This is a genomic window from Candidatus Izimaplasma bacterium HR1 (assembly GCA_000755705.1).
GTDB lineage: Bacteria > Bacillota_I > Bacilli_A > Izemoplasmatales > Izemoplasmataceae > Xianfuyuplasma.
Genome location: CP009415.1, coordinates 1,271,068 through 1,285,862 on the forward strand (window position 1 = coordinate 1,271,068; position 14,795 = coordinate 1,285,862).

Annotated in this window: 14 protein-coding genes and 1 other RNA gene; 10 read left to right on the forward strand and 5 right to left on the reverse strand. The window is 31.5% G+C overall.

The window, feature by feature from the left end; genetic code table 11:
- The first annotated feature begins 108 nt into the window (after positions 1-108).
- From KQ51_RS06145 to KQ51_RS06155, 4 genes are all read left to right on the forward strand, one after another.
- Positions 109-2,280, forward strand: a complete 2,172-nt coding sequence (locus KQ51_RS06145) for a polyribonucleotide nucleotidyltransferase (protein ID WP_038470242.1) — start codon at positions 109-111, stop codon at positions 2,278-2,280.
- A gap of 22 nt (positions 2,281-2,302) precedes the next feature.
- Positions 2,303-2,482 carry a (2Fe-2S)-binding protein gene (locus tag KQ51_RS06150; protein WP_038470245.1) on the forward strand — a complete coding sequence of 60 codons (180 nt, stop codon included), beginning with the start codon at positions 2,303-2,305 and terminating at the stop codon, positions 2,480-2,482.
- 2 nt (positions 2,483-2,484) lie between these two features.
- Positions 2,485-2,821: RNase P RNA component class B (rnpB, locus tag KQ51_RS09610), an RNA gene on the forward strand.
- Between the two features lie 80 nt (positions 2,822-2,901).
- Complete coding sequence (locus tag KQ51_RS06155; RefSeq protein WP_038470248.1) at positions 2,902-3,582, forward strand: hypothetical protein; 681 nt, start codon at positions 2,902-2,904, stop codon at positions 3,580-3,582.
- Positions 3,583-3,612: 30 nt separating this feature from the next.
- On the opposite strand, the gene KQ51_RS06160 is transcribed toward KQ51_RS06155, so the two are convergent.
- Positions 3,613-4,092 carry a hypothetical protein gene (locus KQ51_RS06160; RefSeq protein ID WP_038470251.1) on the reverse strand — a complete coding sequence of 160 codons (480 nt, stop codon included), beginning with the start codon at positions 4,090-4,092 and terminating at the stop codon, positions 3,613-3,615.
- A gap of 229 nt (positions 4,093-4,321) precedes the next feature.
- On the opposite strand from KQ51_RS06160, the gene KQ51_RS06165 reads away from it, so the two are divergent.
- Entirely contained in the window at positions 4,322-4,993 is a 672-nt protein-coding gene (locus tag KQ51_RS06165) for a hypothetical protein (RefSeq protein WP_038470254.1), read from the forward strand.
- Between the two features lie 27 nt (positions 4,994-5,020).
- On the opposite strand, the gene KQ51_RS06170 is transcribed toward KQ51_RS06165, so the two are convergent.
- Positions 5,021-5,371 carry a hypothetical protein gene (locus KQ51_RS06170; RefSeq protein WP_038470257.1) on the reverse strand — a complete coding sequence of 117 codons (351 nt, stop codon included), beginning with the start codon at positions 5,369-5,371 and terminating at the stop codon, positions 5,021-5,023.
- A gap of 64 nt (positions 5,372-5,435) precedes the next feature.
- On the opposite strand from KQ51_RS06170, the gene KQ51_RS09455 reads away from it, so the two are divergent.
- Together KQ51_RS09455 and lepA are read left to right on the forward strand one after the other, a co-directional pair.
- A complete protein-coding gene (locus KQ51_RS09455) occupies positions 5,436-6,131 on the forward strand; it encodes a YaaA family protein (protein ID WP_052609286.1) in 696 nt (231 codons plus the stop codon).
- A gap of 77 nt (positions 6,132-6,208) precedes the next feature.
- Positions 6,209-8,041 carry a translation elongation factor 4 gene (gene lepA / locus KQ51_RS06180; RefSeq protein WP_052609288.1) on the forward strand — a complete coding sequence of 611 codons (1,833 nt, stop codon included), beginning with the start codon at positions 6,209-6,211 and terminating at the stop codon, positions 8,039-8,041.
- Positions 8,042-8,059: 18 nt separating this feature from the next.
- Here the strand turns inward: lepA and KQ51_RS06185 are convergent, their stop codons facing one another.
- From KQ51_RS06185 to KQ51_RS06195, 3 genes are read right to left on the reverse strand one after another with little or no spacing between them, the layout of a single operon-like run.
- The gene (locus tag KQ51_RS06185) at positions 8,060-9,649 is read right to left on the reverse strand and encodes a hypothetical protein (protein WP_038470260.1); all 1,590 of its coding nucleotides are present in this window, start codon (positions 9,647-9,649) and stop codon (positions 8,060-8,062) included.
- Positions 9,642-11,393 carry a hypothetical protein gene (locus tag KQ51_RS06190; RefSeq protein WP_038470263.1) on the reverse strand — a complete coding sequence of 584 codons (1,752 nt, stop codon included), beginning with the start codon at positions 11,391-11,393 and terminating at the stop codon, positions 9,642-9,644. Before KQ51_RS06190 ends, KQ51_RS06185 begins: the two co-directional genes overlap by 8 nt.
- A 45-nt stretch (positions 11,394-11,438) precedes the next feature.
- Positions 11,439-11,801, reverse strand: a complete 363-nt coding sequence (locus KQ51_RS06195; RefSeq protein ID WP_038470266.1) for a hypothetical protein — start codon at positions 11,799-11,801, stop codon at positions 11,439-11,441.
- 206 nt (positions 11,802-12,007) lie between these two features.
- Between KQ51_RS06195 and KQ51_RS06200 the strand changes: the two genes are divergently transcribed.
- The 3 genes from KQ51_RS06200 to KQ51_RS06210 are packed head-to-tail and all read left to right on the forward strand — an operon-like array spanning position 12,008 to position 14,752.
- Positions 12,008-12,604: a hypothetical protein gene (locus KQ51_RS06200; RefSeq protein ID WP_038470269.1), complete on the forward strand. Its 597-nt coding sequence runs from the start codon at positions 12,008-12,010 to the stop codon at positions 12,602-12,604.
- 1 nt (position 12,605) lies between these two features.
- Positions 12,606-14,027, forward strand: a complete 1,422-nt coding sequence (locus KQ51_RS06205) for a flotillin family protein (protein ID WP_038470272.1) — start codon at positions 12,606-12,608, stop codon at positions 14,025-14,027.
- A gap of 44 nt (positions 14,028-14,071) precedes the next feature.
- Positions 14,072-14,752, forward strand: coding sequence for an RDD family protein (locus KQ51_RS06210; RefSeq protein ID WP_038470275.1), 681 nt, complete (start codon positions 14,072-14,074; stop codon positions 14,750-14,752).
- Positions 14,753-14,795: the final 43 nt, after the last annotated feature.

Genomic DNA, 14,795 nt, shown 5'->3' on the forward strand with positions numbered 1-14,795 from the left:
TTTTGCATATATATATATGAAAAAAAATTGACTAATAACTATCTTTTTTACAAATAATGTGATACTATCTATACGGAAAAAACAAAAGAAGAGAAAAGAGGAAAATAAATGAGTAATGTGAGATTATTCGAAATGGATTTCGACGGAAGAAAATTAGTCGTTGAGCATGGTGAGGTAGCTAAACAAGCTGCTGGTGCTGTTTTAGTAAGATACGAAGATACTGCTGTATTAAGTGTTTGTGCTATCGGTAAACAACCAACAACTGCTGACTTTTTCCCACTAATGGTGTTATACACCGAAAAAATGTATGCTGCAGGTAAAATTCCTGGAGGATTCTTAAAAAGAGAGGGAAGACCTAGTGATAATGAAACTTTAACATCTAGACTTATTGATAGACCTATCAGACCGTTATTCCCGAATGGATTTGCTTATGATTTACAAATCATAAACACAGTTATCAGTGCAAACACTGATAATACACCTGAAATGACTGCAATGTTTGGATCAAGTTTAGCACTTGGTGTAAGTAATATTCCTTTTGAAGGACCAATCGCTGGAGTAAACGTAGGTAGAATTGATGGTAAATTTATCGTTAACCCTACACAAGCACAATTAGAATTAAGTGATATTGAATTAACTATCGCCGGAACTAAAGACGCTGTTAACATGGTAGAATCTAGTGCTAAAATAGTTAATGAAGAAGATATGTTACAAGCAATCATGTTTGGACATGAATGGATTAAGAAATTAGTTGCATTCCAAGAAGAGATTATTGCTGAAGTAGGTTTACCAAATGGTGAGTTCATCTATAAAGTAGTTACTGATGAAATTAAGGAAAAAGTATTAACTTTAGTTGGTACTGAAATAATTGCAGCAGTAAAAATTGAAGAGAAACTAGCTCGTGGTGAAGCAATCAGTGCTGTTACTAAGAAAGCAGTAGAGCAATTTGAAGAAGACAACCTAGGGATGGACAAAGATGACTTACGTAAATTATTAGGGGACGTTAGAAGCGTATGCTCTAAAACAGTTCAAAATGAAATGCGTAGATTAATTTCTGAAGACAAAGTACGTCCTGATGGTCGTAAATTAAATGAACTTAGACCTTTAGAGTCTAAAATTGATATGTTTGTAAGAACTCATGGTTCTGCTATGTTCACACGTGGACAAACACAAGCATTAGCTTTAACTACACTAGGTAGTTTAAGCGAACATAAAAAAGTTGATGGTATGGATGAAATGGTTAAAAAAACATTCATGCTACATTATAACTTCCCACAATATTCAGTTGGTGAAACTGGACGTTACGGTGGAGCTGGACGTCGTGAAATTGGTCACGGTATGTTAGGTGAAAGAGCACTTCGTCAAGTAATGCCAAACGAAGAAGAATTCCCTTATACAGTACGCGTAGTGAGTGAAGTATTAGAATCAAACGGAAGTAGCTCACAAGCTACTATCTGTGCTGGTAGTATGAGTTTAATGGCTGCCGGTGTTCCAATCAAAGCTCCTGTAGCTGGAATCGCAATGGGATTAATTAAAGAAGGAGACTTCTATTCAATCCTAACTGATATTCAAGGTATGGAAGATCATTACGGAGATATGGACTTTAAAGTAGCTGGTACTAAAGACGGAATCACTGCTTTACAAATGGATATTAAAATCGCTGGAATTTCAGAAGAAATCTTGAGAGAAGCATTAGAACAAGCAAGAATTGCTCGTTTGCAAATCTTAGATAACATGAATTCAATTATTGATACATCTAGACCTCAAGTAAGTGAACATGCGCCTAAAGTTAGATTGATGCAAATCTCTCCAGACAAAATCAGAGACGTTATTGGTCCTGGTGGTAAAATGATTACTAAAATCATCGAATCTTCAAACGATGTTAAAATCGATATTGAACAAGATGGTAGAGTTACAATCATGCATACAAACTACGAAGATATCGAAACTGCTGTTAAACTAATTGAAGACATCATCAGAGAAGCAAAAAGAGGTGAAGTCTATTCAGGTAAAGTAGTAAGAGTAGAAAAATTCGGATGCTTTGTTGAATTATGGAAAGGTACTGACGGATTATGTCATATTTCTAAATTAGCACACGAACGTGTAGCTAAAGTTGAAGACGTTTGTAACCTTGGCGACTTCATTACTGTTAAAGTAATCGGAATCGACGACAGAGGACGTATCGACTTATCAAGAAAAGATACATTACCTAAACCTAAAAGAGTCGAAAGACCTAAAACAGAAGTTAAAAAAGAAGCACCAAAAACAGAAAAAGAATAATTATTAATCACCGGAGGTTACTATGAAACGAGATTTATCAGAAATCATATGCCACTGTGAAGAAATAACCTACAAAGAAATACTTAAAGCCATCAAAGATGGCGCAAAGATTGCTGAAGATATAAGTGATCAAACAAACGCAGGTATTGCCTGCGGATACTGTATCGAAGCAATCGAAGAAATACTAGAAGAAGAATTATAATAATAACCGGGCAACCGAGCGTGTAAACGTTAGGAAAGTCCATGCTAGCACAAGCTGCGATGCTTGTAGTGATTGTGATAGAGGAAACAATAACTCTATGTACACAGTAATGTGTAACGGCTGAGAACGTACCTGTTAAATGGTATTAGTATCTTTAAAAGTGCCACAGAGACGAGCTGGATAGGAAACTATTCAGGTGGAACGGGTAAACCCCTCAAGCTAGAAACCCAAACTTGGTAGGGGCACTCCAACGCGAGAATTTTGAATCGACAATGGAGCTGCTTTAAGCAGAGATAAATGGTTGCCGCCCTTTATGGGTACAGAACATGGCTTATAAGTTATTATTTATAAAAAAAGGAATTGATTTAATCAATTCCTTTTTAATTTGTGTTATACTTTGCTTAGGAAGAGGTGTGGAGATGTCTAGAAAAGTTATGTTATTCGCAGTAATTGGTGCTATGGTAATTACTGTAATTCATACAGTAATGCTATATACTATGGATTTGGAAAGTACTTCATTTATCGGTAACTATTTTGTGTATATGAATTATACAAGTTTATTAAATACTCTACCATTTGTTGGATACTTTATTGTTTCTTGCTTTGCAATCATTAGGATAAAAGAGCAAAAATTTGAAACATTTAGATTTAATGGTCTTTTTACATTATTTGTTTACCTACCTGTAATTGGCTTCTGTGTGGCCTTGGCTAAACGTACAGTAGATGTTGTTTTATATGTCTATTTCGACAGGATTATCGATAATATGCAAACTTTTTTTATAATTATTGGAATTTCACTTGCTTCACTTATTGTGATCTTAATAGTTATGTTAGTTAAAGGATTGTTGAAAGACAAACTATTTAATATTTTGGTAATCTCTTATTATACTGGAGTTATATTAACTTTAGTTTCAAGTTATCAAGTTGGTAATTTTGGATTTGTATTAGAGCGTAATATAACATTCTTCTCTGCATTGTCATATAGTTTGGTTGTATTTCTAAAAACTTTATCTGACTATGTGTTTTATGGAAGTCTAGGGATATTATTCTGCTGGAACTGGCTAAAAGTTAGACTTTTGGATAAATCATTAATTGAATAAAACAAAGGAACTGAGTTATTCAGTTCCTTTTTATTTACCTTTCATAAACTCGGTAATCATTTTATGCTCAACATTATTAAAACGAAGTTCCACAGGTTCACCATTTTCGTAATAAACTATGTCAACACTATATCTGTTTGAGTAGTTCAAGCTTTCTAATTCATAAAAAGACAAAAATATTTTCTCATTACTTGTAGTCTTTAGAGCAATGACAATTACTGGCGAAGGTGCACCATAGTAAGTACCACCAAGATAAGAACAATTATCATTATATAAACGTTCTAATGTAGATTTTGAAATACTTAAGAACTCATCATAATATAAATCTGACGAATCTAAAAAAGTATATGAGTTACTATAACTAAAAGCGCTTTCCACTATCAAATTTTCTAGATTGAATTCATTGATTTCTATTCCACATAAATCATCACTTTGAAGCCTACTATAAACTGAAAATAATGATATAAATGGAATCAATACTATCAAAAACACAATAATCATTTTCCTCATAGTTTACCCCCTAAACATATAGCAATGACTTCACAGATAATGTCATTACAACTAATTTCAATTTTACTACCTAATTAACATTATGTAAAGGTAATCTTTATCACTAGAGTTTAATATCAAATTTGGTTATTATGACTACATATCTCCTATATATGGTATAATTATGAAGCAAGAGGAAGTTGTACAGCGCTTTTTTTATACGAAAATTCGAACTAACAAGGGGGATATTATGCAGAAAAAACACATAGGGTATATTGCAATCGCAATTATAGTTTTGTCAGGATTTATTACAACATATTTTTACTACTTACAATACAAATCGTTTTTCGACAACGATAATTGGCTCAATTCGGAAAGAGCTTCAATGATGATGGCAATTTCAATGATGCTACTAAATGCAACAACACCAATACTTATTACTGTGTTACTATTAAATATAAGGGAATGTATCATACGACAAAAGATACTAATAATTACGCTTATCATATTCGTATTTTCTATACTAGCTCTAGGTACTTATGGATACTTAAAACTCACCAATATCGAAACAATTGAGACTGAAGCAGTTCATAATTTTGTTTTATACGCTAAACTCATTTTGAATGTCTTGGTTATACTAACTATACTGTTTGTTACATTGAAAGAGTCTCTTTTAACTAAAAGTAATAAACTACTTATTATTCTTAGTTCAATTCTTTCATTCTCTCTATTTTTTGAGTTTTTCTCAAGAACTAATTTATTTGATCATATGGGGTTCTCGCAAATGTATATAGTTTACACAATTTCTGCTGTTATAAATAGTATAATCTCTACACCACTAATTATTGTTATATATGCGCTATTGGGTTATATCATCCTAAAAAAGGATCAACCTTTAATTACAGAAGAAGAAAGTATATAAAAAAGGCACATTATGTGCCTTTTATTTTTATCCTACTACGTTATCTTTACTAAATCCACTTGTATTATTATCTTGATACATCCCTGTTTTAATTTGCATGTATCTTCCATTATTTAAACCAATAAATCTTAAAAGACTTCTCATAAAATAACCACCATAAATTACTGCGGTAAAGACTATTACTAATAGTCCTAAGAATAGACTTTGATTGCCATAAAGCAGGATCTGGTTAATAATTCCTAGCGCTACAAAGTAATATATTGCGGCTAACCCCCAGTACATTCTTTGTTTACGTAAAATCTTTATTTCCCAATATTTCTCAAACTTATAATCATCCATTTTATTTAAAAAGCGTTGAAATAAATAAATTCCAAGCATAAATATCACTCCTTTTAATTGTATATATTATATCATATAGTATAATAATATTTGAGGTGATTTTGTGAAGATTATTCTATCCCCTAGTAAAACAATGAAACTAGCGAAGAACGAGTACTTAAATGATAAAGGATTACTCTTTCCAAAACAACATAAAATAGTTCTAAGCACTTTAAGAAAACTAACTAAAACTGATTTAGGTAAAGCTCTTTCTATTAAAGGTGATATCTTAAATAATACATATCATAATTTGAAGAACTTCTCAAAGGCAGAATCATATCATGCCTTTGTCAGTTATACAGGTTTAGTTTACTTCAATATCGATAAATCAAGTTATAAAGAAGCAGAGTATAATTATATTGAAGATCACTTAAGAATCCTTGATGCATTTTATGGTTTGTTAGAACCAGGAACACTGATTAAACCTTACCGATTAGATATGAAAGCCAAACTTAACATAAATCTTTATAAACATTGGGAATTAGATCATTACTTTAAAGATGAGCTAGTTATAAACCTGGCTTCTAAAGAATTTAGTAAAATCTTAAATACTGATATAATTAATATCAATTTTATGCAGTTAAAGAATAATAAATATCTAAACCAACCAACATATTCTAAACAAGCACGAGGTTTATTCTTTGATTATTTAGTAAAGAATAAACTAAATAACATAGAAGATATGAAACGATTTAATCTAGACGACTATGCCTTTAATAGTGATTTAAGTGATCAATTTAACCTGACATTCACTAGATAAGGATAAATAGGTGAAATTTATTGCTTTATGATGGCAAATAATGTAAAATAAACTAGCGTTAAAATGGAGGTGATTTTATGAGTAAGAAAATAGATTTTGATGCCTTAAGAATAAGACAAGAGAAAATTCGTAACTTTAGTATTATTGCTCATATAGATCACGGTAAAAGTACTTTAGCTGATCGAATCTTAGAGCAAACAAACACTGTTAGCAAACGAGATATGAAAGCTCAATTACTTGATACAATGGATATTGAACGTGAACGTGGTATAACAATAAAATTAAACGCAGTAGAATTAGAATATAAAGCAAAAGATGGTGAATCATACATCTTTCATTTAATCGACACCCCAGGTCATGTCGATTTTACCTATGAAGTATCTCGTAGTTTAGCAGCTTGTGAAGGTGCTATCTTAGTAGTAGATGCCGCTCAAGGTATTGAAGCGCAAACGTTAGCTAATGTTTACTTAGCATTAGATAATGATTTAGAAATACTCCCATTAATTAATAAAATAGACTTACCAAGTGCCGACCCTGAAAAAGTTAAAAAAGAAGTTGAAGACGTAATTGGTCTTGATGCTTCTAACGCAGTTTTAGCTAGTGCTAAAGAAGGTCTTGGTATTGAAGATATCTTAGAACAAATCGTTGAACTAGTCCCACCACCAAAAGGTGACCCAGAAGCACCACTTAAAGCTTTAATCTTTGATTCATATTTCGACGCATATCGCGGTGTCATCCCTTCAATCAGAATTGTTGAGGGAACAGTCAGAAAAGGCGATAAAGTCAAAATGATGGCAAGTGAAGCTATTTATGAAGTAGTTGAAGTTGGAGTAACAACTCCAACAGAAGTAAAACGTGAATACTTAGCTCCTGGAGACGTAGGATTCTTAACAGCTTCTATTAAAGATGTTGGTAATGTTCGTGTTGGAGATACGATAACTAGTATTAATCCAAGCGCTTTAGAACCATTACCTGGTTACCGTCAATTAAACCCGATGGTTTTCTGTGGGTTATATCCAATCGATAGTGGTAAATATAATGAATTAAGAGAAGCATTAGATAAACTAAAACTAAATGATGCATCATTAGTTTTTGAACCAGAAACATCACAAGCTTTAGGATTTGGATTTAGAATCGGATTCTTAGGATTACTTCATATGGAAATAATCCAGGAAAGAATCGATCGTGAATTCAATATCCCAATTATCGCAACTAGCCCTAGTGTTATCTATAAAGTCTATATGACAGATAAAACAATGGTCGAGGTTGACAATCCTTGTGATATGCCGCCAATTCAAAGAATCGATTACTTAGAAGAACCATATGTTACAGCTTCAATCATGACTCCTGAAGAATATGTTGGAGTTATTATGGAACTTTGTCAACTTAAACGTGGTGTCTTTGAAAATATGCAATATATTAGTGATAGCCGTGTCCAACTTACATACCAAATGCCGTTATTAGAAATTGTTTATGATTTCTTTGATCGCTTAAAAAGTGGTACAAAAGGATATGCAAGTTTTGATTATGAGTTCAGTGAATACAGACAAAACAAACTTGTTAAAATGGATATCTTACTAAACGGTGAAATCGTCGATGCTTTAAGTACAATTGTATATGAAGAATTCGCATACCGTAGAGGTAAAGCAATTACTGAAAAACTAAAAGAAATTATCCCAAGACATATGTTTGAAGTGCCAATTCAAGCAGCCATTAATACAAAAATTATCGCCAGAAGCACAATTAGTGCGATGCGTAAAAATGTATTAGCTAAATGTTATGGTGGAGATATTTCTCGTAAGAAGAAATTATTAGAGAAACAGAAAAAAGGTAAAAAAAGAATGAAAGCAGTTGGTAATGTTGAAATACCACAAGAAGCTTTCCTAAGTGTTCTTAGCTTAGATGATTAAATAAAAAAATGAAGAGACTTATCGAATTCGATAAGTCTCTTTTCTTATGGCAAAATATAAACCACTAAGAACTAAGTATAATGCAAACATCCAAAATACCGAGAAGTTGACATTATAATAATGAGCTTGAAAGTTAATTTTTAAACCGTGATCATCTGAGTACAATGTGGTGCCTATATAAGTATTGTCATCTTGATCAGTGATATACCGTTTACTAATCATATAATGATCAGTTATTCTTATAACATCATATTCATCTTTTACATTAACAAATAAATCAAAAATACTATCACCTATTTTTCGGTAGTATTCACCGTCGATATTATATAGGTAAGATTTATGATCACTAAAATTTAGTACCTCACCATCTTTAAACTCATACTGTCCATCGGTTATCATATCCTCAAAAAATTGAATAGAATCGATATTAGTATCAATGTCATACTCAATACCATCAATCAAAGTAGTGTTCTCATTTGAACTAATAAGAACATGGCCATTTCTAATCAATACTTTTCCTAAATCATTGATTGACTCAAATTCATTCATTACCGTTGCGGTATTACCGTTTAGTTCCCACTTAAAATCATCTGTTTCTAAGTAAACTTTACCATCCAACTTGTATAGATAATAAATCCCAAATACATTCATTTCATCATAATCAAACAATCTTGTTATAACTTCGTCTTCGTAGTAATAGATTTCTTTTTTTGATTCAAAGTACAAACCAACATTATTAGATATCTTAACAGTAGAGTAGCTTCTTGTATCTATACAAGTCTCTACCTCTAAGGTTTTATCAATTACACAAGTATCATATATTCTTACATCGGTTGCCTCATCATCACGACTGTAATAGAGATTGAAGTTATCATAGTCGTCCATAAAACTTGATTCTGTGGTTGATAGATCTCTGTATAACATACTTTTAATTTGAATATAGGAATTAGAGTTAGTATATGACATACTGGAAAACCCAATAAATAGCACGGCAACTACAAATAGCCCGTAATAGCTAATTGGGTAAAAAGTATTCTCAATGCTATATAAAAATCTTTTATGATTAGAGTATCTTTTTTGGTCTTCAGGTAAATTGCTCTTTTCTAAATTCTTTATGTCTTTCAAATAAACATTTGAACTATTAATACCGTTAGTTCTACCTAAGAATACATTCAGAATCATAATCGAATAATAAAATAAACATAGAAAACTAATCCATAGAATATTCTTAAACAAAAAGCCATGTAATATATAATCAGTATCTGCATTACTTGATGCATTGTATATTACTAGTATTGGTAATATACATAGATTGAAGATAAAGAAGACGTTAGATAGTACTATATTGACAATAGCTTTTCTATCTTTTGAAACTAAACTTATAACCATGCCTACAATAGCTATTCCACTTATGATAACTTTTAAAACTGGAAAGTCACTTACGAATATGAATCCTTGAAATAGTGAGACATAGGCCATTAATGCTACTAAAAACATACTGAAAATTGAACTCATAACACCAATATAAAAACTCTTTAATAAGCTTGCTCGTACAATAGATGCAATTAGGGCAAAGGTAATTAAACCTAATATATATACATTAATCATCAAGTTCACCTCCTTTTAAGAAGGGAAGAGGCATTGTTGTAAATATCAAAACAACTAAGGAAACTAAAGCTAGAGTCTGGATTTTATTTGTCATCTTAAAGTAAACTAACTTATCAATCTCCCCAATTTCAAGCGTGTTTAAACCATAAGAAACTAGTAAATTACCACTAGCGCCTTTAATGTTAAAGGATTCTTTGGTAAAAAGTAGCCCGTCGTCTAATAAGAACGTATGAGTCTTGTATGGATATTCACTATAACCACTTGCACTAATAGCTATATAATCTTCTGTATAATAAAAGGTTTCAATACTACCATACTCACCAACATCAATAACCTTAGCATTTTGAGAAACTGTGTTTTGGTATAAGAAGTCTTCAGCTTCGATTAAACCAAGGAATATATCATCTGTAGTTTCATCATCGCCATCACGATCAATCTCAGTAAGGATATATCCATTACTATAAAGAATTAGAGTATTCTTAAAAGGTGTATTATTGCGAAACGTATGATCCTTATTAGTAATAATTCCATCAATACCGTCAATACTTACCATTATATAATTGCTTTGTTGCTCAATAATAGTATTTTCATTGTACTGATTATTAGTTGTCAAACTCTCATAATAACAATCATCTTTAATAAAACCAATATCATCACTATATCCAACGACATAATTACCATCGTAATAGTAATATGTTCCTTCATCATATACTTTACTTTTCTCTCTAAACACTAATTGATGATCAACAATGTTATAAAAAGTAGCCTCTTTACAGTAATACTTATCGACATAAGTATTCTCATAATAACTAACAACTATCTCATCGCCCCATTGATGGATCCTCGTAAAAGGTGAATTGTTAATTGTATAGGTTAACTCTAAGTCAAAGTTATAAAACTGAATCTTGTTTGCCTGTAAATTAATTATTTCATCATCTGTTACAACGATATTAGAATTACCGTAGTACTCCTGATTTGCATTCTCAGTTACTTTCAATCCTAAGGGGTTGAGTATTATCGGCATATCAGAATTTACTACTGAGTAACCCATTATCCCCACAACAAAAACACCACAAGCAAAATATACTCGTCTTTTGTATATATAACCTAAAGCATCATTTGTGATTACTTTATAGAAATAAACAAGCGATATAGTAAAATAGATAATGATTGTACCTATAAAAAAATCAAAAGGTGCAATCAAAACTGCTAAAACGTAATAAAGAGCAAAGATATATATTGAACCCTTAAATATCTGAAGTAATTTAGTTATATGAAATTTAGTATTCTTGAGCTGTGTCTCCAAACCTGCTTGAATTCCCACAAAGATTATAAGTAAAGATACATATATAATCATTAAGAAATAAGAAGTAGTATTAGGCATCAACGTTAAAAAGATTAATAGATTAGATAATAACAATAGAATGATTAGTTCCAATGAACCAAATAATAAAAGTGTTCTTATCTTATAATCAGCTTTCAATCTTGCTCTTATATAAAGTTCATGTAATGATTTGTAAATAATAAAAGAACCTAAAACAATCATATTCAACATTGTGAATAGATAGCCTAGATTCTCTGTAGTTTTGAAAAGTAGTGCTGTTAATAAAGCAACAACAGCCATTATTAAAGTTAAAGATAACGTTTTAATAATAAGATTAGTCTTATTACTAGTATCTTTATATGTTTTTTTCATCGTTAAAATTTCTTTGTATTCATTTACAAAGTTTTTTAAAAAATTCATTTTTTCCCTCCTGTATTTTAAATATATATTAAAAATACAGGGATTCTAACAACGAACAACACATAACTTCGATTGTAATAGATCAGTTTTGAATATTGAAATAAACGGAGTAATTAACTCCATAAATTGCTCTTCAGTTTTAAAGTAATAAACTGGTATGAAAGTAATAATAACTTCTTTTAGAGTTATAAATATAGTTCTTAAATCAGTTATAATCGTTGATATTAATGAAGCTACCATTATAACACTTAATACATTACCAGTAATAATTGGTGAAATATGTAGTAAGAATTGAGGTTGATCAATAACTGTCATAATTAAGGCAATAAAAAACGATACCAAAACGAAAATTTTGATAAATTCTAAATATCTAATTTCTCCTGTTTTTGTTATCGGTGCTTTAATCATATTAATACCCTCACAACTATTTTATAGTTCAATTATAGCATATTATGAACTTTTTGAACTGAAATTATAAAGATTTCAAAGACAAAAGTGATATAAATACTATTTATCGTCTTAGTAAAGACACTTGTGTATATTTTTGTTTAGAATTGTCAACTATTATCTGCTGTGATATAATTATAGAGTCGAAACAAAGAGGAGGGTTTATTATGTTGTTAGCAGGTGTATTAAGTAACGCTTACTTTTATATAGCTGTCGGTTCAAGTGCATTCTTCATTTTGCAATCAATATTCACGTTCATTGGTATCGGAGATAACTTTGAGATAGATGCTGATTTTGATGCAGAAGTTGATGTTGATGTTGATATAGCTGATGGAATAAGCATGACAATGCATTTATTTACTATTAGAGGAATTATTAGTTTCTTTATGGTATTTGGATGGACAGGATTTATTCTAACTAACGCCGGTGAAATTGGCGGAGTTGGTATATTCTTTATATCACTCACAACAGGGACTATAATGTTATTCTTAATTGCTATGGTTTATTACTTGTTTGAGAAATTATCTCAAGAAGGTAATGTTGATTTAAAACAAGCAATTGGTAAACAAGGTAGTGTATATATTCCGATTCCCAAGCGAAATGAAGGAATTGGGAAAGTTCAAATTGTTTTATCAGAGTCACTTAAAACTTTAGACGCAATGGCAAAAGACAATGCAATAAGTACTGGAAGCCAAGTCAGAGTTGTAGGGATAATAAATGAAATGCTAGAAGTAGAAGAAATCAAAAACAGGGAGGAAAAGTAAAATGGATCCAATTTTAACAATTACATTAATTATTGTTGTCATACTATTTGTTGTAGTAGTGGCACTAGCATCACGTTACAGAAGATGTCCATCAGACAAAATCCTAGTAGTTTATGGGAGTGTCGGAAAGGGTGCCGAAGGTGTAACTAAGAGTGCAAACTGTATTCACGGTGGAGCACGACTTGTATGGCCAGTTATTCAAGCATACAAATATCTTGATTTAACCCCAATGAGTATTGAGGTTAACTTAACTAATGCCTTATCAAAACAAAATATCCGTGTTGATGTACCATCTAGATTTACAGTAGCTATTTCAACAGAAGCGGGAATTATGCAAAATGCAGCTGAAAGATTATTAGGTCTTTCACATGACGCTGTAAAAGAATTAGCTAAAGATATTTTATTCGGGCAATTACGTTTAGTAATCGCAACAATGGATATCGAGGAAATCAATGCAGATCGTGATAAATTCCTAGCAAATGTTTCTAAAAACGTTGAGCAAGAACTTAAAAAAATTGGTTTAAAACTAATCAATGTTAACGTTACAGATATTCGTGATGAATCATCATATATCGAAGCGTTAGGTAAAGAAGCAGCTGCAAAAGCTATCAATGATGCTCGTAAAACAGTTGCTGAGAAAAATAGAGATGGTGCAATTGGTGAAGCCAATGCCCAACAAGATGAAAGAACTAATGTAGCACTTGCTAACTCACTTGCAGTTGAAGGTGAAAATAAGGCAAAAGTTACAATCGCTAACTCAGAAGCATTACGTCGTGAACGTGAAGCTGAAGCTTTACGTAGAGCTACTGCATCTGAAAAAGTGCAATCAGCCAAAGCATTAGAAGAAGCTTATTTAGCTGAAAAAGATGCCGAACTTGGTCGTGCTTCAAGAGAAAGAGCTACAAAAGAAGCAGATATCTTAGTAAATGCCCAAATTGAAAAAGAAAAAGCAGAAATTGATGCTGAAGCAATCGCTGAAAGAACTCGTCGTGAAGCACGCGGGGAAGCAGACGCTATCTTCTTCAAAATGAAAGCACAAGCTGATGGTATTAATGAAATCTTAACTAAACAAGCAGCAGGATTCAATGACATCGTAAAAGCAGCTGGTGGAAATACAACATCTGCAGTATCATTAATGATCGCTGATAAACTAGAAAATATCGTAGCATCTCAAGTAGAAGCAATTAAAGGAATTAACATCGATAAAGTTACTGTATGGGACAACCTAGGTAGCGGAGGAGATGGTAAACCAGCGACTGCAAAATTCTTAAGTGGTATGTTATCAAGTTTACCTCCACTAGAAGATGTATTTAATATGGCAGGAATGAACTTACCTGATTTATTAAGTGTTAAACCTAAAGAAGGAAAAGAAGTTTCTCCAAAAGCTGAACCAAAAGCTAAAAAATTAGTAACTAAAGAATAAATTAGAAGCCACGAAAGTGGCTTCTTCATTATAGGGGGATTCATATGGAAAAGGATTTAACAAGACAGTTATATATTGAACCAAATCATCTTGAAATTGCCAAATCTAATCCTTGGAGTAGAGTTGGTGGAAGTTTAGCTGATGGGTTTATTGAATTAGTGGTTCTAGGGATTCTCATTTCATTATTCTTTACCATATCTAATACTGGAACTATTGAAGATATAGCTAAGTATGCTACAACCTTGATTGTTATTTATCAAGTAATTAGCCTCTTCTTAAACTTAATTGTTCCCGTTTTAACTAAAGGTCAAACTTTAGGTAAAATGGCAGCTAGAACAAGAATCATAAGTTTTGATGGTAATACAGGAAATATTATTATCTATTTAGTAAGACAATCATTCTTTACTGTTATCGCCTTACTAGCACAAATAGAAGCGATTAGTACACCTGTAAGTTTTGCGTTGTTTATTGTCTATATAATCTGTTTTGTATTACTATTTGGTGATAGCCATGGACGAACACTTCAAGACAGGTTTGCCAGAACAATGGTTGTAGATGATAAAGTATGGCAAGAATACCGTGAAAGAGCTTTTTATGAAATTGATAATCCTGAGTTGTTCATTAAAGAAAACGAAGAGGTTAATGATGATTACATAGAAACCTCGCCAAAAGAGGATGAAGAGTCAATAAATGAGTCAATAAATAATGAAGAAGAAATTTTATAATTTCTTCTTTTTTTGTCTTTATTTACTTATATTACAGTGTTTT

Coding starts and splice junctions, on each gene's coding strand:
- KQ51_RS06210 (WP_038470275.1), top strand. CDS start 14,072: ATGGAAAAGGATTTAACAAGACAGTTATATATTGAACCAAATCATCTT.
- KQ51_RS06205 (WP_038470272.1), top strand. CDS start 12,606: ATGGATCCAATTTTAACAATTACATTAATTATTGTTGTCATACTATTT.
- KQ51_RS06190 (WP_038470263.1), bottom strand. CDS start 11,393: ATGAATTTTTTAAAAAACTTTGTAAATGAATACAAAGAAATTTTAACG.
- KQ51_RS06195 (WP_038470266.1), bottom strand. CDS start 11,801: ATGATTAAAGCACCGATAACAAAAACAGGAGAAATTAGATATTTAGAA.
- KQ51_RS06170 (WP_038470257.1), bottom strand. CDS start 5,371: ATGCTTGGAATTTATTTATTTCAACGCTTTTTAAATAAAATGGATGAT.
- KQ51_RS06155 (WP_038470248.1), top strand. CDS start 2,902: ATGTCTAGAAAAGTTATGTTATTCGCAGTAATTGGTGCTATGGTAATT.
- KQ51_RS06165 (WP_038470254.1), top strand. CDS start 4,322: ATGCAGAAAAAACACATAGGGTATATTGCAATCGCAATTATAGTTTTG.
- KQ51_RS06150 (WP_038470245.1), top strand. CDS start 2,303: ATGAAACGAGATTTATCAGAAATCATATGCCACTGTGAAGAAATAACC.
- KQ51_RS06185 (WP_038470260.1), bottom strand. CDS start 9,649: ATGATTAATGTATATATATTAGGTTTAATTACCTTTGCCCTAATTGCA.
- KQ51_RS06200 (WP_038470269.1), top strand. CDS start 12,008: ATGTTGTTAGCAGGTGTATTAAGTAACGCTTACTTTTATATAGCTGTC.
- KQ51_RS06160 (WP_038470251.1), bottom strand. CDS start 4,092: ATGAGGAAAATGATTATTGTGTTTTTGATAGTATTGATTCCATTTATA.
- lepA (WP_052609288.1), top strand. CDS start 6,209: ATGAGTAAGAAAATAGATTTTGATGCCTTAAGAATAAGACAAGAGAAA.
- KQ51_RS06145 (WP_038470242.1), top strand. CDS start 109: ATGAGTAATGTGAGATTATTCGAAATGGATTTCGACGGAAGAAAATTA.